Genomic DNA, 20,684 nt, shown 5'->3' on the forward strand with positions numbered 1-20,684 from the left:
CGGGCTCGGTCATCACGGGGGAAGGGAATGCGCGCATGGATATGGGTGGCGGGCGTGGCAGCGACGATGGGTACCGGCCTCCACGCGCGGACGGTGCCCGATCCGGCCCCGGTCGAAGCGAGGGTACCGTGGGCACCCACCGTGTTCACCGGCAGTGACGGCGCGAGGCACTTCGCGTACGAACTGCACCTGACCAATTTCTATGGCGACACCGGCCCGTTGACCCTCGACGACCTGGACGTCTTCGCCGACGATTCGAGCCAGCCCTTGTTGCACCTGGACAGCGCGGGACTGGCCGCCGTCGCCAAGCCCGTGCCGAAGGAAGGTGCCGCCGCCGTCGTCGATCCCGGCAAGAGCGGTACCGTCTATCTATGGCTCACGCTGCCCGCGGGAACGCCGGTGCCGAAGCATCTGCGGCACCATATGGACATGACGGCGAATGGCCACGCCTACGCGGTGGACGGCGTCGAGGTGGCGGTGTCGCCGACGGCGGCGCCGGTGATCGGTGCGCCCCTTCGTGGCGGCCATTGGCTGGCCCATGAAGGTCCGGGCGCATTCCGCTCGCATCACTGGGGCAGCATGGTCGCGATCAACGGCAGCCTGACCGTACCCCAGCGCTACGCGATCGATTTCGTCGGCGTGGATGCGTCGGGACGCGCGATCAAACCGAGCGTGAAGGACCTGCAAGCGACACGGTACGCGGACTGGATCGGCTACGGCGCGGAGGTCGTCGCCGTCGCGGATGGCGTCGTCGCCGGCGCGAGGGACGGCGAGGAAGAGCACGCGCCGCTGAAGCCACAGCCGGAACCGGCCTCGCTCACCACCGACGGCCTGTTCGGCAACTACGTGGTGTTGTCGATCGGACCCGGGCAGTACGCCGGTTACGCCCATCTTGCCAAGGGCAGCGTGCGGGTGAAGAAGGGCGACCACGTGCGCCGTGGCCAGGTGATCGGACGGTTGGGGCAGTCGGGCAACTCCGCCGCGCCGCACCTGCATTTCCAGTTGGCGAACGCACCGGACTTCCAGGGCTCGGAAGGCATCCCGTATGTCTTCGATCGGATCGATCTCTACGGCGAGGAAAGCGAGGCGCAGCTGTTCGGGCAGGGCGATCCATGGAAGGCGGCACCGCCGAGCCATCGCCAGGCGCAGCTGCCGCTCGATGGAGTCGTGGTGGGTTTTCCGGACAAATAGCTCAACGACGCGTCGCGAACACGCCATCCAGGGCCGGTTGCGCCTTGAAGCCCGCATGTTCGAGCCGTTTCGCGACTTCGCGCGGCACGTCGCGGCCACTGGTCAGCTTGTTGGGACTGCCCGTGTAGTGGAACAGGCGTCCACCGCGGCGCACGACACGGGCGAGCTGTCCGTAGAACGCTTGCGAATACAGCTCGCCGGCGATGCCGAAGCGCGGTGGATCGTGCAACAGCGCGTCCACCGAGGCGTCGGGCACCTGGAGGATCGCTTCGGTGACGTCGCCATGGCCGAGTCGCAGCCTGCCGGCGGCGTCGGGAGCGTCCGGATCGGGAGACCACGGGTTGAGCGTGCGCAACCAGAGCACGTCCGGATTCTTCTCGAAGGAAAGCACCCGGGCCACGCCGGCTTCCAGGCAGCAAGCGGCGAAGTAGCCGAGGCCACCGCAGGTGTCGAGCACCACCTTGCCGCGCGGCTCCACCAGCGCCACCTTGCGCCGTGCATCGTCGATCGGCGACTCCTTCGACGTGGGCAGCATCTTGATGCCGTCGATCTCGAAGGTGGGCGCGCCCCATTCCGTGGGCACCAGCTTGATCAGCGACCCTGAAAAACGCGATACCGGCTCGAAAGCCTCGCCATCCCAGTGGTAGATCGTGCGGTCCTTGAGGCGAGCGGGATACGGATAGCGCGCCTCATGCCATTGCCAGGCGTCCTCGTGCAGGGACACCTTGGTTTCCGAGCGGCCCAGGTCCAGCGACCCCGTCCATTCGCCCGCGCCGGCGTCGCGCGAGGCCGTCAGGGCCTCGGCGACAGGGCGGGTAAGCAGCGGACCGGCGTAATGCGACACGAAGGGAATCTCCTGGCTCCGCGGCGACACGGCGGGCAGGAACGATAGGCAATCGTCGCCGAAATGTCACCCGCGACTCAGGGCGCGTAGCGGGTGAACACGTAGTCGTGGTCGCGGACGAGCGCCTGGTGGCAGGCGAAGCAGGTGCGGTGCTGGGCCTCGTCGACAGCCTTGCCGTCGACGAAACGCCCGAAACCCCAGCCTCCCGTGGATGCATATTTCTTGCTGTCCTTCACCATGACCTGCACGGTCGTCGCCGCACCGGGCACCGTCGCCGAGGCGAACTCTTTCGAAGGCGTTCGCTTCCAGGCCAGCTTCACCAGGATCGTTCCGTCGGGGAAGGGCAGGTTCGCGTGGCGATACGCGTCCACGGCTTTCTGGTTGCCCACGACGGCGCGCAACTCGTTGAGCGGGGCGTCTTCCAGGGCCGGAGCGATCAGTTCCCATTGCCGGTATCCCTCGGGAATGGTCACGCCATAGATGGGCGATGCCGAGAGCGGATGCGGGTCGTCCTTCGCCCCCGACACTTCCACGAGGGCGAACAATGCCACGAACGCGACGGCACACGACAGGAGATAAACAGGCTTCATGCAAGTGATCCTTTGTCGTCTCAGGACCGGGCGACGTCGATGACCGCCTTGGCGAAGGCCTGCGGCGCTTCCTGCGGAAGATTGTGGCCGACGCCACCGTCGATCAGGCGATGCTCGTACTTGCCCGAGAAACGTTTCGCATAAGTCGACGGATCGGGATGCGGCGCGCCGTTGGCGTCGCCTTCCATGGTGATCGTCGGCACGCCGATGGACGGGAAGGTCGCAAGTTTCGCTTCCAGCGCGTCGTAGCGTGCCTCGCCCTTCGCCGCGCCGAGGCGCCACCGGTAGTTGTGGATCGAGATGGCGACATGGTCGGGGTTATCGAACGCGCTGGCCGAGCGCTGGAACGTCGCGTCGTCGAAGTGCCACTTCGGCGAAGCCTGTTCCCAGATGAGGTGAGCGAAGTCGTGCGTGTACTTCGCGTATCCGGCCTCGCCGCGTTCGGTGGCGAAATAGAACTGGTACCACCAGTTCAGCTCGGCCTTCGGCGGCAACGGCGCGCGGTTCTGTTCCTGGCTGCCGATCAGGTAGCCGCTCACGGAGACGAGGGCCTTGCACCGCTCCGGCCACAGCGCGGCGACGATGCAGGCGGTGCGCGCGCCCCAGTCGAAGCCGGCCACGACGGCCTTATCGATCTTCAGCGCATCCATCAGGTCGATCACGTCCTGCGCGAGCGCGGCTTGCTGGCCGTTGCGCGGTGTCTCGGCCGAGAGGAAACGTGTCGTCCCATAACCACGAAGGTAGGGAACGATGACGCGGTATCCGGCGGCCGCGAGGATCGGTGCCACCTCGACGAAACTGTGGATGTCGTAGGGCCAGCCATGCAGGAGGATGACCGGCGTGCCGTTCGCCGGACCATCCTCGGCGTATCCGACGTCGAGGCTGCCCGCCTTGATCTGCTTCAGCGTCTTGAAGGAAGTCACGTTGCCTCCGGAGGTGGTTTTCTTCGCGGGAGCCGCCGGCGCCGCATGGGCGGCGGACATCACTGTCGAGGTATTCAACACGAATGGCGCGGCGGCGATTCCCCACGCGGTGGCACCGAGCCACCTGCGCCTCTTCTGGTCGACGGCTTCCGTCATGGCATTACTCCTGGCAGGTTGAGCGGCCACACCGTTGCGGCCACGTGTCGCCCTAATGTAGTCGGCCCCTGCGCGATTGATTGCAGCTACTTCCGGTGGTTTTGAAACCGCATGTAACGATTTGGTCGCCTGATACATTGCGATACAAAAAACATCGGCTCATGTCGGAAACCGGCCTTTGCCACGCCCTGGTGGGAACAGACCTTGTGGGAGCCGACTTTGTGGGAGCCGACCTTGTCGGCGATCCCGCGGCAGCGGGCCGGTGTCCCACGTCCTCGTCTTCACGGCATGCGCTCTCCTGAAGGTTTCGACACCCTGCGTCCACGCGTGCTTCATGGCCGCCATGCGACATCGAGCGAACCTCTCCACCACCGGGTGACCACGATGACACCCCTTTCGAAACACATGTTCGCGACGTCGCTCGTTGAAAGCGGCTGAGACCCGATCAGGGCAAGACGATGGAGGTCGAGCGCGGCGTCTCCATGGCGCATGTATCGCGCAGGTGGACGAGCGTCCGCTCGACCCTTTCCTCCGTCTGCGCCGCCGTCGTATCCACGGGTACGATCGATTCATAGCCACGAACGTGGGCATCCAGCACCGTGGCGAGGATGCACGAGTCGGTGGCGATGCCGGTGACCACGAGACGGCGCACGTCGAGGAATGAAAGCAGCGACGGCAGCGCCGTCTCGAACAACGCCGAGTGCCTCGGCTTCACCAGCTTGAGGTCGGTGGGCGCCGGAGCCAGCGCGGTGGCGACCTCGCGGCCGGCACCTTCGGAACCGCGCACGAAATCGACCAGTTCATCGAAGCCGTCCTGCCAGCGGCTGAAGTTGTCGTTGACGTAGATGACGGGTGCGCCGTGCACGTGGAAGCGGTCACGCAGGGCGACGATGGCAGGGACGATGGACATGGTGTGCGCGGCGAGCTCGTCGCCGCCGGGGAAGTCGAAAGTATTGAATACATCCAGGATCAACAGTGCGGGCGAATGGCTCAAGGGTGCCTCTCTCGATGCTAGCGCCGATATTGCCGACCAGGATGAGCGCGTTCCCGCAAACGGCGCGTGATAGTCATCCCTCATGCGCACGCCATCGACATGGCGCCCGTGCAGCCTTCACGCCCGATGGCCTACCGTCGTGGCCTTGCCGACACGCGGAGTGAACCCATGAAAGCCGTCGTATTCCACGCCATAGGCGACATCCGGCTCGACGAGGTACCCGAGCCTTCCATCGAATCCGATACCGACGCCATCGTGCGCCTTACCTCGTCCGCCATCTGCGGAACCGACCTGCACTTCATTCGTGGAACGATGGCGGGCGTCGAGCCCGGGACCATCCTCGGGCACGAAGGCGTGGGCGTGGTCGAGGCGCTCGGAGACGGCGTGCGCAACCTCGAAGTCGGCGACCGTGTCGTCGTGCCTTCGACCGTCGCCTGCGGCTATTGTTCCTACTGCCGGGCCGGTTACTACGCGCAGTGCGACAACGCCAATCCCAATGGACCCGGCACGGCGTTCTACGGTGGCCCGAAAGAGGCCGGCGGACTGAACGGGATGCAAGCGGAGAAGGTCCGCGTGCCATTCGCCAACGTCAACCTGGTGAAGCTGCCGGATGAGGTGAGCGACGACGAAGCCATCCTCATCTCGGACATCTTCCCCACCGGCTATTTCGGCGCGGACATGGCGGATATCGAGCCAGGGCATACCGTGGCCGTCCTCGGCTGCGGCCCGGTCGGACAGTTCACCATCGCCTCGGCGAAGCTGCTGGGTGCCGGTCGTATCTTCGCCATCGACCAGCATGAGGACCGCCTTGCGATGGCGCGGGCACAAGGCGCGGAAACGGTGGATTTCAGCCGCGAAGACCCCGTGGAGACGGTGAAGCGGCTGACCGGCGGCATCGGCGTGGACGCGGTGATTGACGCGGTCGGCGTGGACGCCCAGCATGCGCACGAGGGGCCGGCCGCGGGAAAGCCCGCGCCGGGCGAGGCAAGGGACGCATCGCCCGCGGCCAAGACCGATGGTCCCGCATGGGAAGCCGGCGATGCGCCGATGCAGGCGCTGGCATGGGCGGTCGAGATGGTGGCCAAGGCGGGAACCGTATCGATCATCGGCGTGTATCCACCCACGGACAACCTGTTCCCGATCGGCGCCGCCATGAACAAGAACCTCACCATCCGCATGGGCAACTGCAACCACCGCAAGTACGTGCCCATGCTCGTGGAGCTGGTGCGCTCGGGGCAGGTGGTGCCGACACGGATATTGACCCAGCGGGAACCCCTGGCCGGAGCGATCGATGCGTACGAAGCGTTCGATCAGCGGCGGCCCGGCTGGATCAAGGTGGAATTGCTGCCGGGCCATACCCCGGCCGAGGGCCGGAATGGCTGACCAGGAAACGCCGCGCACGCTCGGGGAAGCGGGCTTCCGTCGCGAAGCCGGGCATGCACTTAGCACGCCGCTGGGAAGCCTGCTGTTGCGGGCGGAACTGATCGACCATTACCTGCGCCAGGACAAGGTTCCGCAGGCCCGGGAGGCGGTCGCCGCGCTGCTTCGCGACTTCGACACCTTCGGCCGCCACTTCCGTTCCGTGTTTTCCGCGATGGCCGATATCGCCGAGGAAGGTGGGAAACACGGTAGCCCGCGCGAGAGTCTCGCGGAGGCCCTGGCGGGACTGGGCGAAGAGGACGTCGCCGTCGACTATCGCGGCCTGTCGCCGTCCGTGTCGGTGCCTGCGGCGGCCTTGACGGCACTGATGCGGCGTCTCGCCCTGTTGGCCAAGGAAACGCATGCGAATGCCGTGACGCTCACCGGTACCGTGGCTGGCGGGGAATGCCTGTTGTCGTTGGCCGGCGTGGGCGGCGATCCGGTCGCGGAGGAAAGGCAACCGTTCGAATCGGATCGCAGCCTGCATCTGTGGACGGCCAGCGAAATCTCCGCCCGCCATGGCGGCCGCCTGGTGATCGCGGCGGCCACCGATACGATCGTCCGGGTCATCCTGCCGATCGCCTAGCTTCCCTGGGTAGAGATCCGCCCGTCGATCCGGATGACGCGCATATTTTCCTCATGTGTCCCGGAATCGAGGCGTGGACAGGCCGGGCGGCGCGCCACGGTACCGGGCAAGCTTGTTGTAGATCGTCTTGGTGCTGATCCCCAGCCGCCGCGCCGCCGCCGTGCGATCGCCCTTGCACGCGGCCAGCGCGCGCAGGATCGCTTCTCGTTCGATATCGGCGAGGGTGCCCGTCGCGGACCCGGCGTCCGGCATGGCCACCAGCGACTTGACCGGCCGCTGCAGCACGAGCAGGTCGCCGCCCTGGAGGTACGCCCGCTGGACGACCTGGCGCAGTTCGCGCACGTTGCCAGTCCACGCGTAACCCTGCAAGGCGTCGAAGGCGCGGACCGCGAAACGCCTGGCCGTACCGTATTCCGCATTCAATTCGTCCAGGATGCCGTGCGCGATGACCTCCACGTCTTGTGGACGCTCGCGCAAGCCAGGCATCCGGAGTTCATAGCCGGCCACGCGGAAATACAGGTCCGCGCGTAAACGGCCTTCGGCCACCGCGTCGCGTGGTACCCGGTTGGTCGCCGCGACCAGGCGCACGTCCACCTTGCGCGGCGAGCGACCGCCGAGCGGAGTGATCTCGCCGGACTCGAGGAAGCGGAGCAGGGCCGCCTGCACGCCGTGCGGTGCTTCCGCGATCTCGTCGAGGAACAGCGTGCCACCGTCGGCCTGGGCGATGAGTCCCGCATGGTTTTCCACGGCGCCGGTAAAGCTGCCGCGCTGGTGGCCGAACAGCTGGCTCGACAGCAGGTCGGGTGCGAGCGTGGCGCAGTTGATCGCGACGAAACGGCCCGTGCGGCCGCTACGGTCATGCACCAGGCGCGCCGCCAGCTCCTTTCCCGTACCGCTCTCCCCATGCAGGAGGAGCGGGAACCGGCTCGGTGCGACCGCATGCAGTTCCTGCAACGCGGCGCACATGGCCGGGGAATCGCCGAGCAAGCGACCACGAGGATCGGTAGCTACCGTGATGGAGCGGGTCTTCGGGGCCTGTGCGAGCAGTTCGCGGAAGGCCGAGAAGCGAAAGGGCTTGGTCAGGACGCCCAGTGTGCCCGGCACGCTCTTTCCCGCCCAGTTCGCCAGCGCGGCGTTGCCGCTCATGACGATCTTGCGGGTGTCGACGAGGCGTGGTTCCGACAGCAGCTCCAGGCCGCAGCCGTCGGGTAGCCCTATGTCCACCAGCGCGCAGTCGAACCTGTGCATTCCGGCGGCTTCGACGGCCTCGCCCAGTGTCATCACCGGATGGGCTTCGAATCCCACCTCCCGCGCGAATTCGCTGGCCCGTTCGGCGAATGGGCGGTCATCGTCGAGGATCAGCAGGCTACCTGCGGGCATGGCTACCATGTCGTTCGTCGGGAAGGTGAAGAGGTTGCAAGAACGACAACGTGGGGCCTTCATCGTGATGAACCGGTCAAGGTTCCGTGCGGAGCGATGCGGCGGACGACGATCCTTCCCCTGCCAGCCCGGGTCATGCGGGACACATGACCCAGGTGGTACCGCCCCGTTACCGGCCGGGGTCCTGGCCGAGCGTGCCCAGGTCGGCGCCGGTCACCGGATCGCGCGTGGGATCGGACTTGCCACGGATGGCGAACGCATCCACGGCGGTGCGTTCTTCCGCCGTGAGCTCCACGTCGGCGTGGCCGTCGCCCCCGTCCACCGGCAGGCCGATCCGTCATCGGGACATCACGCTTCATCGCTCCGGCGTCCACCGATGGTCCGCGACGATGGGCCTCCCTCGACAAGGAGCACCATCATGGCCGAACTGAAAGAGAACCTGCTCGACTGGCTTCGCGACGCCCACGCGATGGAGCAGCAAGCGGAGCAGATGCTCAGGGCACAGGCTGGCCGGATCGAGCACTACCCCGCGGTGAAGCAACGCATCGAGCAGCACCTGGAGGAAACCCTTGGCCAGCAGGCCTTGTTGAAGGCATGCATCGAACGGCTCGGGGGCAGTACCTCGGGCATGAAGGACCTGATGGGCAAGGTGATGGCGTTCGGCCAGGCGGTGGGCGGGATGACCAATTCGGACGAGATCGTGAAGGGCGCGATCTCCAGTTACGTCTTCGAGAACCTGGAGATCGCCACCTACACGGCGTTGATCGCGGCGGCCAGGACGGTGGGCGACACCGAAACCCAGCGCACGTGCGAGCAGATCCTGCCGCAGGAACAGGCCATGGCGAAATGGGTGCTCGACCACCTGCCCGAGCTGACCGAGGAATTCCTGGTGCGCGACGCCACTCCCGATGTCGAGGCGAAGCGCTGAGGGAGGGGCGATGCGACCCGCCTTCCGGCGCTCCCTTAGCCGTGCCCCGCGCGCCGAATGGTGCCCTTGCGCGTCGCCACGCGGTCGACCCGCCACGCGTTCACGATCAGCGCGAGACCGAGCAGGGCGGCCAGGCCGAACAGCACCGCTGCCCATGTCGGCAAGTCGTGCGCGCCGTTGCGCGTAAGCAGCGCGGCGCCGACGATCAACGCGGAAGAGATCAGGCCGACGCTGATGCGGTTGGCGATCTTTTGCAGATTTTCGATCAGGTGCGACTCCTCCAGCCCGTCGACGCGGATACGCAGGTCGTTGTCCGCCAGCGTATCGACGAAGCGGGACAACTTCGATGGCACCCCGTGACCCAACGCGTAGACATCGAGCGCCATGGCGGCGACGCCGGTCTTGGAGGCATGGTCGCCGAATTGCTTCACGAGCAGCGACTCCAGCTGTTCCTCGACGATCCGCCGCGTGGGCAAGGAAGGATCGAGCGCGCAGAGTGTCGCTTCGAGGTTGATCAGCGTCTTGCCCAGCACGCTCAGTTCCGGTGGCGGCTGCAAGCCACATTCCGCACCCCGCGAGGTGAGGTCCAGCAGCAGCGAGCCTTCGGCAAAGGCGCGGTCTTCGCCACGGGCCGCATAACGGCCGACCAGGCTGCGCACGGCGCGGCGGTAACGCTGCCGGTCATAGTCGGGCAGGCGCCTCCCCATCGACTCGCACAGGTCGGCCACGATGTCACCGTCACTGTTGATCGCATGCAACATGATCCGCAGCAGGGTGACCCGTGCCGTCCGCGACAGGTAGGTGATCATGCCGGCATCGATCACCGCGAGTCGCCCGTCGTCGTCGATCAACACGTTGCCCGGATGCGGATCGGCATGGACGCGGCCCTGCGCGAACACCTGGTCGAGGTAGGCACGCATCAGTGCCTCGCCGAGCACGCGTCCCTGGTCGGCGCCCGCCGTCCCTGGCGCCACCTTGCGCCCGCTGATCAGGTCCATGGTGAGCACGCGATGGGTGCTTAGCCTGCGGTGTGGCTTCGGTACCGTCAGTGACGGATAAAGCGCGAAGACGCGGCCGAGCGCGTCGAGATTGTCCGCCTCGGCGAGAAAATCCAGTTCCTCCGCCAGTGCGTCGCGCAGGGCGGCGACCCAGTCTTCGATGCCGAGCCTGCGCCCGGCGTCGGTATAGCCTTCCGCTAGCCGCGCCACCCTGGCCAGGAGATCGAGGTCCGAAGCCACGTCCGCTTCGATGCCGGGACGCTGTACCTTGACCGCCACGCGGGTGCCGTCCAGAAGATGAGCGGCATGGACCTGGGCGAGTGATCCGGCGGCGAGGGGTTTTTCGTCGAAGTCCGCGTAGAGCGTCGACACCGGTGCGCCCAATTCCTGTTCGACCAGGGCTGTGATCGCGCGCACGGGCACTTCGACGACGGCGTCCTGCATGCGTTGCAAGGCCACGAGGTAGGGCGGGGCGACGAGGTCGGGCCGCGTCGAGAGCGCCTGGGCCAGCTTGATGAACGCCGGCCCCAGCGATTCGATGTCCCGCGCGAACTGCTCCGGGGAGGCCGTGTCGCGTTCGGGTGCCGTCGCCATCGGGTCCGTCGGCGAACGAAGCACGCCGGCGCGTCGGTATTTAAGGACGAAGGAAGCGATCTGCCTGTACCGCCGGGTCGATGCCAGCATGGGAGTCTCCACGAGGACGCGGATGCCGCGCCGTGGCGTCCCATCTTCCGCGTCGCTGGTGATGCCACGGTGGACGCCCCCGTGTAAGAGTTACCACCCTCCGCAGGAAACTCTTGCCGCCCCGGGTGGCGATTCGCCTGTCCCGGGGCGCGTGCTTCCATGCTTTCACCGACACCCGGGCGTTGGCACGAGGTTTGAATGCAAGGCGGCATGGACAACGAAACACATACCCCCATCATGCTTTATCTCCCCCTTGCCCAGCGGAACAACGTCTTTCCCTGGGAGGTCTTCCACGATACCCATCGCATGGGCACGTTCGCCACGCAGGACGAGTGTTTCCGGCATGCACTGCGGCTGGCCGACAGTCTCGGTCGTCGGACCGGCCGCCGGGTTCGCCTGAAGGTCGAAGGCGACAACGGCGCCTGGGAATCCGTCGATGCTTACGTTCCCGGTGGCGTCGAGGCGTAGCACGTATTCGGGGCATTCACGCGATGCATCTGATCGCATGACAAGTCCCTCCCTAGCATGGATGCTTTCCAACCAGCGCGGAGATCACCATGGCGGTAAAAACGATCGAAGACCTCTTCATTCATGAGCTCTCGGATATCTACAGCGCGGAGAAGCAACTGACCAAGGCCTTGCCGCGCCTTGCCCGTGCCGCTACGGCGCCCGAGTTGAAACAGGCATTCGAGACCCATCTGGAGGAAACCCAGGGGCAGGTGGAACGCATCGACCAGATCGTCGACGCGCTCGGCATCCGGCTCAAGCGCATCAAGTGCGCGGCGATGGAAGGCCTCGTGGAGGAAGGCAAGGAAGTGATCGAGGAAGTCGAAGCCGGCGCATTGCGCGATGCGGCTCTCATTGGCGGCGCGCAAAAGGTCGAGCATTACGAGATCGCCTCGTACGGCACGCTTTCGGCGATCGCGAAACAACTCGGCTACGAGGACGCGTTGCCCTTGCTGCAGGCCACGCTCAAGGAAGAAAAGGCGACCGACGAGAAACTGACGATGTTGGCCGAGCAGGCGGGCAACCAGCGCGCCGCGGAGAAATCGAAAGCCGCCTGATCTTTCAACCGAGACCTCACGCCCCCGCGGTGCTCCGAAGGGAGGCCGCAGGGGCGGAGGCGCGCAGCCGGGACACTGGCGGAATCCGATCCGGAACGTTGGAGAGAGGAGGTGGAACCCATGGGGCGCATCGCACGAACCGTATTCAGCGAACCAGGCGACATCCAACGTATCGAGTGCGTCGTCGACGAACTCGCCGTCAATGCGCGTGTACGCTTGCATCTCGTGGTGGGCGACCCTGTGGAAGGCGTCGTCGCGGTCACGCCGACGATCCAGGTGTTCAAGACCGCGGACGACCAGGAGGGCATCAACGGCACCGTGAAGCTCGTTGATCCGCGAAAACCCCAGTGGAGCGCATTGGTCTGGCTGGGCGACATCATGCGCGTCGAGCACCTCGATTCGGTGACCACGGGATCATCGAAAGCGTGATCGGTGACCGTACCGGTGCCGATGGTCGGAGTTCCGCCGTTGCCCCCGCGATGCTGGTGCACGGCGGCCGTACGTCGGACGTCCGTGATCGCGCTGATGTCGCTGAACGGGAGGGGCGTCTTGCCTCCTCGCCGGCGATATGCGCTAATGCGAACCATTCGCATTATTTTCACCATGGCTTCGGTCCAAAGCATCCATCGCACCGTCGACGACCTCTACAGCGACCACCACGGGTGGTTGCTCGGGTGGATGCGCCGCCGGCTAGGCGGCGGCCCGCACGCCGATGATCTCGCCCAGGACACCTTCGTCAGGATTCTCTCGAAACCCGGGGCGATCGTCGTCCGCGAGCCACGCGCCTTCCTCACCACGATCGCGCAGCGGGTACTGGCCAACCACTACCGGCGCCAGGATGTGGAGAGGGCATGGCTGGAAACATTGAGTTCGTTGCCGGAATCCTCCGTGCCTTCGCCCGAAGTGCAGGCCATGGTGCTCGAGACACTGCTTGAGATCGCCCGGCGCCTGGATGGCCTGCCGCGGCCGGTTCGCCGTGCCTTCCTGCTCAGCCAGCTCGACGGCCTGGGTCATGCCGCCATTGCCGCCGAGCTACGCGTCTCCGTCACCACGGTCAAGCGCTACATCGTGCGCGCGGGCCAGCAGTGCTACTTCCCCGAAGACTGACGCCATCGTGTCTTCCGCCGCCTCCGAACCGACGACGTGCATCGCGCCGGCCATCGCCCGGCAGGCGGTCGAATGGATGGTCGAGCTGCAGTCGGAAGGAGCAGGCGATGCCACCCGCCAGGCGTGGGAACGCTGGCTGCGTGCGCATCCCGACCACCTGCGTGCGTGGCAGCGTATCGAAGCCACGAACGGTCGCTTGCACACCGTCCCCACGCCACTGGCACATGCGGTCCTCTCCGCGCCGGATTCGCCCAGCCGCCGCCGTGCACTGAAGACGTTAGGCCTTCTTGCCGCCGTCGGCGGTGCGGGATGGATCGCCGGGCGCCGCGTGCCATGGCAGGCGTGGATCGCAGACGCGCGCACCGGGCCGGGCGAACGACGCACCGTCGTGCTTCCCGACGCGACGCAGGTGGTGCTCAACACCGACAGCGCCATCGACGTGCGCTTCGATGGAGGGCGACGCATGCTGCGCCTGGTGCGTGGCGAGATCATGGTGACCACCGGACATCCGCCCGGCGACACACGTCCCTTCGGGATCGAGACGGAACACGGCCGCCTGCGCCCCTTGGGCACGCGGTTCAGCGTGCGCCTCGACGATGACGCCACGCGTGTCGCGGTCTATTCCGGATCGGTGGAAGTCGACACGCGCGAGGCGGCCCATCCGCGAATCATCCCTGCCGGACAACGAACACGCTTCACCGGTTCGGCGATCTCGTCGCTCGTTCCCGCCGACGAGAACGACACCGCGTGGCTGGACGGCATGCTCGTGGTGCGCGACATGCCGCTGGACGATTTCGTGGCGGAACTGGCCCGCTACCGGCCCGGCCATGTCGCCTGCGATCCCGCGGTCGCCGGCGTGCTGGTATCCGGCACGTATCCCCTGGCCGATACCGACCGCATCCTGGCGATCCTCGAGAAGAGCCTGCCGGTGGCCGTCCATTACCGCACCCGCTACTGGGTGCGCGTCGTTCCCCGTGCCGCCTGAGCGACCGCCGGCCTGGAGTGGTCCGTTTTCGATTCTCGCGTGACATAGAAGGCAATCGTCTTCGATGTTCTCCGGAATCCCCCATGACACAACGTTCCACCCCACGGCCGTCGCCGCTCGCCCGCGCGGTCGCCTCCCTCTGCCTGGGCGCGGCCGTCGCCTCCTTCGTGCCGGCCGCGGGTGCCTGGGCGCAGGATGCCAACACCACGCCACGCTGGACCGTGCCCGCGGGTCCGCTCGACCAGGCCTTGAACCGGTTCGGCCGCCAGGCGGGCGTGCTGCTGTCGTACACGAGCGAATTGACACGCAACCTGCGCAGTGCCGGCGTCGAGGGCACGATGGACACGGACGAGGCGCTGCGGGCGTTGCTGCGGGGGACGGGACTGGAAGCGGCGGCGCAGCCGGATGGCGGCTATGTCCTGCGTCGCGCCGACATCGTTTCCACAAGCGTGCCCAGACCCGCCACCGATGCGGGAGCCAGCACGCGACGTTCCGTCATGCTGGACGAGACGCGTGTCGTGGCGAACGCGGGGAGCTACGTCGCGCATCGCACGTCGACGGGCGCGAAGACGGACATGCCGCTGATCGAACTGCCGCAGACGATTTCCGTCATCAGCCGTGAACAGATCGAAGCGCAACAAGCCCAGACCTTGCGCGCCGTGTTGCGTTACGCACCCGGCGTGACCATCAGCGACGACAACGACGACCGCCTGGATAGCATCAGCGCCCGCGGCTTTGCCCTGGATCAATACCTGGACGGCCTGAAACTGCTCGCCGGTACCTGGGCGGTGCCGAAGGTGGAGCCGTACCTCATGGAACGCGCGGTGGTGCTGGAAGGACCCGCGTCCGTCCTGTACGGCCAGGCATCGCCGGGCGGCATCATCGACGTGGTCAGCAAGCGGCCGACGGATACGCCGCTGCATGAAGTGCAGTTGCAGTTCGGTACATCGTCCCGGCGCCAGGCCAATGTCGACCTAGGCGGACCGCTCGCTGGCAGCGGCCACTGGTCGTACCGGCTCACCGGCGTGGTCAGGGACACCGACCTGGACGCGAAACATACCAAGGAGCGGCGCGTGGCGATCGCGCCCGCACTCACCTGGAAACCCGACGACCGGACCCGTCTCACGATCCTCGCCAGCTATCTGCACGACCCGGATGGCGGCGTGTGGTCGATCCTGCCTTACCAAGGGACCCTGCTGCCCAATCCCAACGGGCGCATTCCACGCGATTTCTATACCGGCGACACCGGCTTCGAATCGTTCAAGCGTACGCAATACCAGCTCGGCTACGAGTTCGAGCATGTGTTCGACGAGACCTGGCGTTTCCGCCAGAACTTCCGCGTGGCGCGCAACACCACGAACTACGATTCCGTGCAGGGACTCAACCTGCGAGCCGACCTGCGCACCCTCAACCGGCAGACCTATATGTCGGACGAGCGCCTGCGCACGCTCAACCTCGACAACCAGTGGGAAGCGCGCTTCGATACCGGCTCGATCAAGCACACGGTGTTGCTCGGCGCGGACGTGCAACGAATCCTCTGGGACAACTTCACCCGCTACGGTGGCGCGCCCACGTTGGATATCCTGCATCCGGATTACCGCCAGGCGATCGTGGTGCCGCCGCGGTTCCAGGACGCGAGCCAGGGGCAGGGCCAGCTCGGTGTCTATGCGCAGGACCAGATACGTGCCGGCCGTTGGTCGGTGATGCTGAGCGCACGCCGGGACGCCTCGCGCAGCGACAACGACAACCACGTGGCGAACACCTGGACCCGGCAGACCGACCATGCGACCACCTGGCGGGCCGGCGTCACCTACCTGTTCGACAACGGGCTGGCTCCCTATGCCAGCGTCTCCACCTCGTTCCAGCCGACCCTCGGCACGGACGCCCACGGCCAGGCCTTCGTGCCGACGACGGGACGGCAGAAGGAGATCGGCATCAAGTACCAGCCTCGGGGTGTCGATGCGTACCTTGCGTTGTCGGCCTACGAACTCACCCAGCAGAACGTTTCCACGGCGGACCCGGCCAACGTCAACTTCAACATCCAGACCGGCGAGGTCCGCTCGCGTGGCATCGAGTTGTCCGGCACGGCGAGCCTTGCGCAGGGGCTCAACCTGCGCGCGTCCTATGGCTATCTCGACAACGAGATCACCCGCGCCACGACCGCCATCCAGGGTAACCGCCAGGCCGACGTACCTGCGCACCAGGCTTCCGCATGGCTCGATTACACCGTTCGCGGCGGCTCGCTGGCCGGCCTCGGCCTCGGCGGTGGCGTGCGCTGGACCGGCAAGGCATACGCCACCACGGCCAACACGGTGACCATGCCCTCGTACACCACGGTCGACGCCATGCTGCGTTACGACCTCGGGCGATTGAATCCCGATCTCGACGGCTGGCGTCTCGCGGTGAACGCCGCGAACCTGCTGGACAAGCGCTACGTGTCGTACTGCGCGGCCATCGGCTGCCGCTGGGGGCTTCGCCGCAACGTGATGGCGACGGTGGCATACGCATGGTGAGGAACTTCCGTTCGTGGACGCGGGTGCACAGCTGGACCAGCCTCGCCTGCACGTTGTTCCTGCTGGTCCTTTGCATCACCGGACTGCCACTGGTGTTCCACGAGGAAATCGACGCCTGGGCCGCACCCTCGGTACCGGCGTCACGTCAGCCCGATGGCACGCCCGATGCTCCCCTGGCGAAGATCGTCGCTTCCGCACAGGCGCGCTACCCGGGCCAATACATCCAGGCGATGTCGTGGAAGCAGGGCGGCCCGCATACGGTGATGGTGTACATGGCGAAGGAGCCACGGTCGGCGTTGGGCGGTTACCACGCCTTGTCCATCGACGCCCGAACGGCGGTCGTGCTGGACGAACCCCGGCAACGCGCGCGGGTCACGCAATGGTTGCTGGCCTTCCACCGCGAGCTGTTCGCGGGATTGCCCGGCATGCTGCTGTTGTGCGTCATGGGTATGTCGTTCGTGGTCTCCGTCGTCTCCGGCGTGCTGATCTACGGGCCGTTCACCCAAAAGGCCGGGTTTGGCGAGATCCGCCGGAACCGGTCGAAACGCGCGAAGTGGCTCGACCTGCACAACCTGCTAGGCATCGTGCTTCTCGCATGGACCCTCGTGGTCGGTGTCACCGGCGTGGTGAACACGTTGGCCGATCCCTTGTTCGCCTATTGGCGCACGGGCCGCCTGGCGGAGATGCTGGCTCCGTGGCACGACAAGCCCATGCTCGTTCCGTTGGTGTCGCTCGACACGGCGGTGGCCGCCGCGCGGCACGCGGTGCCTGGCACGAGTCCGGAGAGCGTGGCCTTTCCATACTCCGCCTACGGCAGCCCGCACCACTACATGATCTGGATGCAGGGCGAAACGCCACTCACCTCGCGCTTGCTGACCCCGGTGCTGGTCGAGGTGGAAAGCGGCGAGGTGACCGACGCACGCGGGCTACCGTGGTACCTGCGCGCCCTGGAACTGTCGCGCCCCTTGCACTTCGGCGACTACGGCGGCTTGCCCCTGAAGCTGCTCTGGGCGGCCTTCGACCTGTTCACGATCGCCGTCCTGGTGACGGGCCTGTACCTCTGGCGCGAGCGTCGCAAGCGTCCTCGCGGTGACGGAGCGACCGCATGAACCATCGACCCGGATCGCGCGGGGGCGTATGGCGATGGCCTGCCGCGATGGCCATGCTGACGCTCGCCGGCCTGTTCATGGCGTTACTAGGTAACAACGCGTTCTTTCGCATCGCGGCGTGGATCGCCCTGGCCGTGCCGATCGCCGTCATCGGCTGGAAACTGAGGGCAGGGCGGAAGTAACCACCGCCCATGAATTGGCCTACCATCGCGCGATGAATACATCGCAGTCACAGCGCGGAAGTCTCGCATGCGTCGGCATGGGCATGACCCTGGGTTCCCACCTGACGCCGCTGGCCCGCAGCCATATCGAGCAAGCGGACGTGGTGTTCGCGGCGCTGTCCGACGGCATCGTGGAGGCGTGGCTGCATCGCATGCACGGCGACGTGCGCAGCCTGCAGCCGTATTACGAGGAAGGCAAGTCGAGGATGACCACCTACCGTCAGTGGGTCGACCTGATGATGACCGAGGTACGAGCCGGCAAGCGTGTCTGCGGCGTCTTCTACGGTCATCCGGGCATCTTCGCCTGGTCGCCGCACAAGGCGGTCGAGGTCGCCCGCGCGGAGGGTTTCGTCGCGCACATGGAGCCCGGCATCTCCGCCGAGGACTGCCTGTATGCGGATCTCGGCATCGACCCGGGCCGCTTCGGCTGCCAGCACTTCGAGGCCAGCCAGTTGCTGTTCTATGAGCGTCGCATCGATCCCACGGCTTACCTCGTGCTATGGCAGGTGGGTGTCGTCGGCGACAGGTCGCTGGCACGGCTCCGCACGGACGGGTCTTACCGGCAGGTACTCGTGGACGTGTTGGGCCACGACTATCCACTGGACCACGAAATCATCGTCTACCGCGCAGCGACGCTCCCCATCCAGAAGCCGGGCATTCGCCGCGTCCTCTTGCGCGACCTGCCGCATGTTCCCCTGGCTCCCGAGGAAACGGTGGTCCTTCCACCGGCTGTCGCCTTGAAGGCGAACCTGGCCATCCGGAAGCGGCTGGCCGCCCTGGACGCGCTGGACACGTCGCCCGCGCGGTAAAGAAACGCCGGGGACTGCCGTCACAGTGTGAAGGCGCTCGCAGGGAGCAGGGAGAAGACCATGCCGGATACGATCGAATTGCTGGAGGCCATCGGCCGCGACGCGTCGTTGCGCCATATATCGGCCGAGGACCTGGCCATCCTTCTGCGGCAGGTCCAGGCGAGCGAGGCTCTCACGAAGGCCGTGGTCTCGGGCGATCGTTCGTGGTTGTCCGGGGAATTCGGGTCGATCCTCATGCACACGACGCACATCTCCCAGTTCCCCGGCCACGAGGACGACGAGCCGGATCACGACGACGGTGACGAAGACGGCAACGAGGACGACGAGGGAGAGGGGCGCGGCGACGAGCCTTCCCGTCTCCCGGCGGTCGCCCGCGACGAACCGGGCCCGCAGCCGTAGCGATGTCGGCATGTCCCGGGCGATGAGCCGTCTCCGGTCACGCGCGACAGGCGTCGCGCTGGCCTGGTGCGTGCTGGTGTCGCCGGGACTCGCCACGGCATCCATAACCGACCCGGCGGCGTTCCTGGAGCAGACGGAAGCGCTGCGTACGAAGGACCATTCGCGATTCGTCGAGATGCTGCAGCAGATACGTCGTGAAGGCGCATCGCTGAGCAAGCCGCAGCAATGGCATCTGCGTTATCTCGATGCATGGGAAACCATGTTCGAGGGTGACTACGCGCGGTCCGAGGCCCAGCTGCGCGACATCATCGACCATTCCGGCGATGTCACGCTCGCTGCCAAGGCGTCGGCATTGCTCCTGAGCAACCTGGGTGCCAATCGGCGCTACGACGAGGCTTTCGCGCTCGCCAATCGCCTGGTCGACGACCTGCCGCGGATCGACGATCCGCTGGCTCGCTCGATGCTGTTGATGAACCTGTCGCAGATGTTCAACCTGGCCGGCCAGACCGACCTCGCCATCCAGTATGCCGGCATGATGGAAAACGCCGTCCCTCCTGGCGAAACCCTGTGTTATCCCTTTTCCCTGCGGGCCGCGGCGCTGAACAACACCGGGCGGCTGACCTCGTCCAGCCCCGAGCTGACGAAGGCCATCGACACGTGTGTCGCGGCGCGGCAGCCTATCCTTGCCAACACCATGTGGCTCGTCCTCGGCGACCGCTTCATCGAGGAAGGGGAGCCACGCAAGACCCTGGCCCTTCTGGAGCGTATCGGGCCGAGCATCCGCGCCAGCGATTACTACGCACACCTGCTTTCCTCGCAGGTGCAGCGGGCCAGGGCGAACGAGAAGCTCGGCAATGTGGACGATGCCAGGAAGGCGGCGCTCGCCGCCCTGGCGATGGGTGACGACGCCGAGATGAGCGAGTGGATACGGGACGCCTATGGCGTGCTTTACCGGATCGAGAAAAGGCAAGGCCACGCTGCGGCGGCATTGTCGTATTACGAGCGCTATGTCGCCCAGGACAAGGGTTATCTGGACGACATCACCGCGAGGGACCTCGCGTTCGAACTGAGCAAGCAACATCTGCTCACGCAAAAGCTCGAGACGGAGCGGCTCGCCCGGCAGAACAGCATGCTCCGCTTGCAGAAGGCGCTGGAGACCAAGGCGGTCGAGACCAGCCGGCTGTACATCGTCCTGCTGCTCCTGTTCCTGGCGTCCGTGGTGTTCTGGTTGTTGCGGACCAAGCGATCGCAGCTCCGCTTCAAGAAGCTGTCATGGCACGACGGCCTCACCGGCATCTTCAATCGCCAGCATTTCATGAGCGAGGCCGAGCGCATACTGCGCTTGCTGGAGAGGCGGTCTGGCGAGGCTTGCCTGGTCTTCATCGACCTGGATCATTTCAAGCAGATCAACGATACGCATGGCCATGCCATGGGCGATCTCGTGCTCAAGCACGCGGTGGCCATCTGTGGCCAGCAACTGCATCCGGGCGACGTGTTCGGCCGCCTGGGTGGCGAGGAATTCGGCATGTTGCTCGTCGGCTGTCCCAAGGAGCGGGGCATGCTCGTCGCCGATCGCATCCGCATGGCGATCGAAGCGTCGCCGGTCACCGAGGAAGGCTGTGTCGTGTCGTTCTCCACGAGCGCCGGCCTGGCCGCCACCGCGACGTGCGGCTACGACCTGCAACGGCTTTGCCGTGAAGCGGACATGGCCCTCTATAAGGCAAAGCGTGCCGGACGCAACCGCGTGATGGCGGATACGTCTGGCAGCTTTGCCGAATCCTAGG

At 66.2% G+C, this 20,684-nt stretch carries 22 protein-coding genes; 15 read left to right on the forward strand and 7 right to left on the reverse strand.

Features of this window, described 5'->3' with window-relative positions:
- Window positions 1-27: 27 nt before the first annotated feature.
- Complete coding sequence (locus ACR9Y6_RS05335) at window positions 28-1,191, forward strand: M23 family metallopeptidase (RefSeq protein ID WP_481280342.1); 1,164 nt, start codon at window positions 28-30, stop codon at window positions 1,189-1,191.
- Between the two features lies 1 nt (window position 1,192).
- Here ACR9Y6_RS05335 and ACR9Y6_RS05340 read toward each other — a convergent pair whose 3' ends face one another.
- From ACR9Y6_RS05340 to ACR9Y6_RS05355, 4 genes are all read right to left on the reverse strand, one after another.
- Complete coding sequence (locus ACR9Y6_RS05340) at window positions 1,193-2,035, reverse strand: class I SAM-dependent methyltransferase (RefSeq protein WP_481280343.1); 843 nt, start codon at window positions 2,033-2,035, stop codon at window positions 1,193-1,195.
- Window positions 2,036-2,112: 77 nt separating this feature from the next.
- Window positions 2,113-2,625, reverse strand: a complete 513-nt coding sequence (locus ACR9Y6_RS05345; RefSeq protein WP_481280344.1) for a cytochrome P460 family protein — start codon at window positions 2,623-2,625, stop codon at window positions 2,113-2,115.
- Window positions 2,626-2,645: 20 nt separating this feature from the next.
- Window positions 2,646-3,704 (reverse strand): alpha/beta fold hydrolase, encoded by a 1,059-nt coding sequence (locus ACR9Y6_RS05350; RefSeq protein ID WP_481280345.1) that lies wholly within the window; start codon window positions 3,702-3,704, stop codon window positions 2,646-2,648.
- Between the two features lie 445 nt (window positions 3,705-4,149).
- Window positions 4,150-4,698 carry a cysteine hydrolase family protein gene (locus tag ACR9Y6_RS05355; RefSeq protein WP_481280346.1) on the reverse strand — a complete coding sequence of 183 codons (549 nt, stop codon included), beginning with the start codon at window positions 4,696-4,698 and terminating at the stop codon, window positions 4,150-4,152.
- A gap of 168 nt (window positions 4,699-4,866) precedes the next feature.
- Here ACR9Y6_RS05355 and ACR9Y6_RS05360 point away from each other — a divergent pair, with 168 nt between their 5' ends.
- Together ACR9Y6_RS05360 and ACR9Y6_RS05365 are read left to right on the forward strand one after the other, a co-directional pair.
- Window positions 4,867-6,081 (forward strand): zinc-dependent alcohol dehydrogenase, encoded by a 1,215-nt coding sequence (locus tag ACR9Y6_RS05360; protein WP_481280347.1) that lies wholly within the window; start codon window positions 4,867-4,869, stop codon window positions 6,079-6,081.
- A complete protein-coding gene (locus ACR9Y6_RS05365; protein ID WP_481280348.1) occupies window positions 6,074-6,703 on the forward strand; it encodes a hypothetical protein in 630 nt (209 codons plus the stop codon). Before ACR9Y6_RS05360 ends, ACR9Y6_RS05365 begins: the two co-directional genes overlap by 8 nt.
- Window positions 6,704-6,754: 51 nt before the next feature.
- Here the strand turns inward: ACR9Y6_RS05365 and ACR9Y6_RS05370 are convergent, their stop codons facing one another.
- Together ACR9Y6_RS05370 and ACR9Y6_RS05375 are read right to left on the reverse strand one after the other, a co-directional pair.
- Window positions 6,755-8,083, reverse strand: coding sequence for a sigma-54-dependent transcriptional regulator (locus ACR9Y6_RS05370; protein ID WP_481280349.1), 1,329 nt, complete (start codon window positions 8,081-8,083; stop codon window positions 6,755-6,757).
- A 169-nt stretch (window positions 8,084-8,252) separates the two neighbouring features.
- On the reverse strand, window positions 8,253-8,405 hold the full coding sequence (locus ACR9Y6_RS05375; protein WP_481280350.1) for a hypothetical protein: 153 nt from the start codon (window positions 8,403-8,405) through the stop codon (window positions 8,253-8,255).
- Window positions 8,406-8,501: 96 nt separating this feature from the next.
- Between ACR9Y6_RS05375 and ACR9Y6_RS05380 the strand changes: the two genes are divergently transcribed.
- Window positions 8,502-9,011 (forward strand): ferritin-like domain-containing protein, encoded by a 510-nt coding sequence (locus ACR9Y6_RS05380; RefSeq protein WP_481280351.1) that lies wholly within the window; start codon window positions 8,502-8,504, stop codon window positions 9,009-9,011.
- Between the two features lie 35 nt (window positions 9,012-9,046).
- On the opposite strand, the gene ACR9Y6_RS05385 is transcribed toward ACR9Y6_RS05380, so the two are convergent.
- The gene (locus ACR9Y6_RS05385) at window positions 9,047-10,693 is read right to left on the reverse strand and encodes an ABC1 kinase family protein (RefSeq protein ID WP_481280352.1); all 1,647 of its coding nucleotides are present in this window, start codon (window positions 10,691-10,693) and stop codon (window positions 9,047-9,049) included.
- A 210-nt stretch (window positions 10,694-10,903) separates the two neighbouring features.
- Here ACR9Y6_RS05385 and ACR9Y6_RS05390 point away from each other — a divergent pair, with 210 nt between their 5' ends.
- The 11 genes from ACR9Y6_RS05390 (at window position 10,904) to ACR9Y6_RS05440 (ending at window position 20,683) form a co-directional block, all read left to right on the forward strand.
- Window positions 10,904-11,161, forward strand: a complete 258-nt coding sequence (locus tag ACR9Y6_RS05390) for a hypothetical protein (RefSeq protein ID WP_481280353.1) — start codon at window positions 10,904-10,906, stop codon at window positions 11,159-11,161.
- 89 nt (window positions 11,162-11,250) lie between these two features.
- On the forward strand, window positions 11,251-11,757 hold the full coding sequence (locus ACR9Y6_RS05395; protein WP_481280354.1) for a YciE/YciF ferroxidase family protein: 507 nt from the start codon (window positions 11,251-11,253) through the stop codon (window positions 11,755-11,757).
- A 120-nt stretch (window positions 11,758-11,877) separates the two neighbouring features.
- Window positions 11,878-12,186 (forward strand): DUF3247 family protein, encoded by a 309-nt coding sequence (locus tag ACR9Y6_RS05400; protein WP_481280355.1) that lies wholly within the window; start codon window positions 11,878-11,880, stop codon window positions 12,184-12,186.
- Between the two features lie 174 nt (window positions 12,187-12,360).
- On the forward strand, window positions 12,361-12,864 hold the full coding sequence (locus ACR9Y6_RS05405; protein ID WP_481280356.1) for a sigma-70 family RNA polymerase sigma factor: 504 nt from the start codon (window positions 12,361-12,363) through the stop codon (window positions 12,862-12,864).
- Window positions 12,865-12,871: 7 nt separating this feature from the next.
- Window positions 12,872-13,849, forward strand: a complete 978-nt coding sequence (locus tag ACR9Y6_RS05410; protein ID WP_481280357.1) for a FecR domain-containing protein — start codon at window positions 12,872-12,874, stop codon at window positions 13,847-13,849.
- An 83-nt stretch (window positions 13,850-13,932) separates the two neighbouring features.
- Window positions 13,933-16,362, forward strand: a complete 2,430-nt coding sequence (locus ACR9Y6_RS05415) for a TonB-dependent siderophore receptor (RefSeq protein WP_481280358.1) — start codon at window positions 13,933-13,935, stop codon at window positions 16,360-16,362.
- Window positions 16,356-17,471 carry a PepSY-associated TM helix domain-containing protein gene (locus tag ACR9Y6_RS05420; protein WP_481280359.1) on the forward strand — a complete coding sequence of 372 codons (1,116 nt, stop codon included), beginning with the start codon at window positions 16,356-16,358 and terminating at the stop codon, window positions 17,469-17,471. Before ACR9Y6_RS05415 ends, ACR9Y6_RS05420 begins: the two co-directional genes overlap by 7 nt.
- Window positions 17,468-17,653: a hypothetical protein gene (locus ACR9Y6_RS05425; protein ID WP_481280360.1), complete on the forward strand. Its 186-nt coding sequence runs from the start codon at window positions 17,468-17,470 to the stop codon at window positions 17,651-17,653. The genes ACR9Y6_RS05420 and ACR9Y6_RS05425 overlap by 4 nt, the downstream gene beginning before the upstream one ends.
- A 32-nt stretch (window positions 17,654-17,685) precedes the next feature.
- The gene (locus ACR9Y6_RS05430) at window positions 17,686-18,501 is read left to right on the forward strand and encodes an SAM-dependent methyltransferase (RefSeq protein ID WP_481280361.1); all 816 of its coding nucleotides are present in this window, start codon (window positions 17,686-17,688) and stop codon (window positions 18,499-18,501) included.
- A gap of 60 nt (window positions 18,502-18,561) precedes the next feature.
- Window positions 18,562-18,900: a hypothetical protein gene (locus tag ACR9Y6_RS05435; RefSeq protein WP_481280362.1), complete on the forward strand. Its 339-nt coding sequence runs from the start codon at window positions 18,562-18,564 to the stop codon at window positions 18,898-18,900.
- Window positions 18,901-18,922: 22 nt separating this feature from the next.
- Window positions 18,923-20,683, forward strand: coding sequence for a tetratricopeptide repeat-containing diguanylate cyclase (locus ACR9Y6_RS05440; RefSeq protein ID WP_481280363.1), 1,761 nt, complete (start codon window positions 18,923-18,925; stop codon window positions 20,681-20,683).
- Window position 20,684: the final 1 nt, after the last annotated feature.

Source organism: Luteibacter sp. TLI7-4A (assembly GCF_056754745.1).

Bases quoted from the DNA above. Each gene is read 5' to 3' on its own strand.
- ACR9Y6_RS05335 (WP_481280342.1), top strand. From the start codon at position 28: ATGCGCGCATGGATATGGGTGGCGGGCGTGGCAGCGACGATGGGTACC.
- ACR9Y6_RS05345 (WP_481280344.1), bottom strand. From the start codon at position 2,625: ATGAAGCCTGTTTATCTCCTGTCGTGTGCCGTCGCGTTCGTGGCATTG.
- ACR9Y6_RS05350 (WP_481280345.1), bottom strand. From the start codon at position 3,704: ATGACGGAAGCCGTCGACCAGAAGAGGCGCAGGTGGCTCGGTGCCACC.
- ACR9Y6_RS05360 (WP_481280347.1), top strand. From the start codon at position 4,867: ATGAAAGCCGTCGTATTCCACGCCATAGGCGACATCCGGCTCGACGAG.
- ACR9Y6_RS05365 (WP_481280348.1), top strand. From the start codon at position 6,074: ATGGCTGACCAGGAAACGCCGCGCACGCTCGGGGAAGCGGGCTTCCGT.
- ACR9Y6_RS05370 (WP_481280349.1), bottom strand. From the start codon at position 8,083: ATGCCCGCAGGTAGCCTGCTGATCCTCGACGATGACCGCCCATTCGCC.
- ACR9Y6_RS05380 (WP_481280351.1), top strand. From the start codon at position 8,502: ATGGCCGAACTGAAAGAGAACCTGCTCGACTGGCTTCGCGACGCCCAC.
- ACR9Y6_RS05385 (WP_481280352.1), bottom strand. From the start codon at position 10,693: ATGCTGGCATCGACCCGGCGGTACAGGCAGATCGCTTCCTTCGTCCTT.
- ACR9Y6_RS05390 (WP_481280353.1), top strand. From the start codon at position 10,904: ATGGACAACGAAACACATACCCCCATCATGCTTTATCTCCCCCTTGCC.
- ACR9Y6_RS05395 (WP_481280354.1), top strand. From the start codon at position 11,251: ATGGCGGTAAAAACGATCGAAGACCTCTTCATTCATGAGCTCTCGGAT.
- ACR9Y6_RS05400 (WP_481280355.1), top strand. From the start codon at position 11,878: ATGGGGCGCATCGCACGAACCGTATTCAGCGAACCAGGCGACATCCAA.
- ACR9Y6_RS05405 (WP_481280356.1), top strand. From the start codon at position 12,361: ATGGCTTCGGTCCAAAGCATCCATCGCACCGTCGACGACCTCTACAGC.
- ACR9Y6_RS05415 (WP_481280358.1), top strand. From the start codon at position 13,933: ATGACACAACGTTCCACCCCACGGCCGTCGCCGCTCGCCCGCGCGGTC.
- ACR9Y6_RS05420 (WP_481280359.1), top strand. From the start codon at position 16,356: ATGGTGAGGAACTTCCGTTCGTGGACGCGGGTGCACAGCTGGACCAGC.
- ACR9Y6_RS05425 (WP_481280360.1), top strand. From the start codon at position 17,468: ATGAACCATCGACCCGGATCGCGCGGGGGCGTATGGCGATGGCCTGCC.
- ACR9Y6_RS05430 (WP_481280361.1), top strand. From the start codon at position 17,686: ATGAATACATCGCAGTCACAGCGCGGAAGTCTCGCATGCGTCGGCATG.
- ACR9Y6_RS05435 (WP_481280362.1), top strand. From the start codon at position 18,562: ATGCCGGATACGATCGAATTGCTGGAGGCCATCGGCCGCGACGCGTCG.
- ACR9Y6_RS05440 (WP_481280363.1), top strand. From the start codon at position 18,923: ATGAGCCGTCTCCGGTCACGCGCGACAGGCGTCGCGCTGGCCTGGTGC.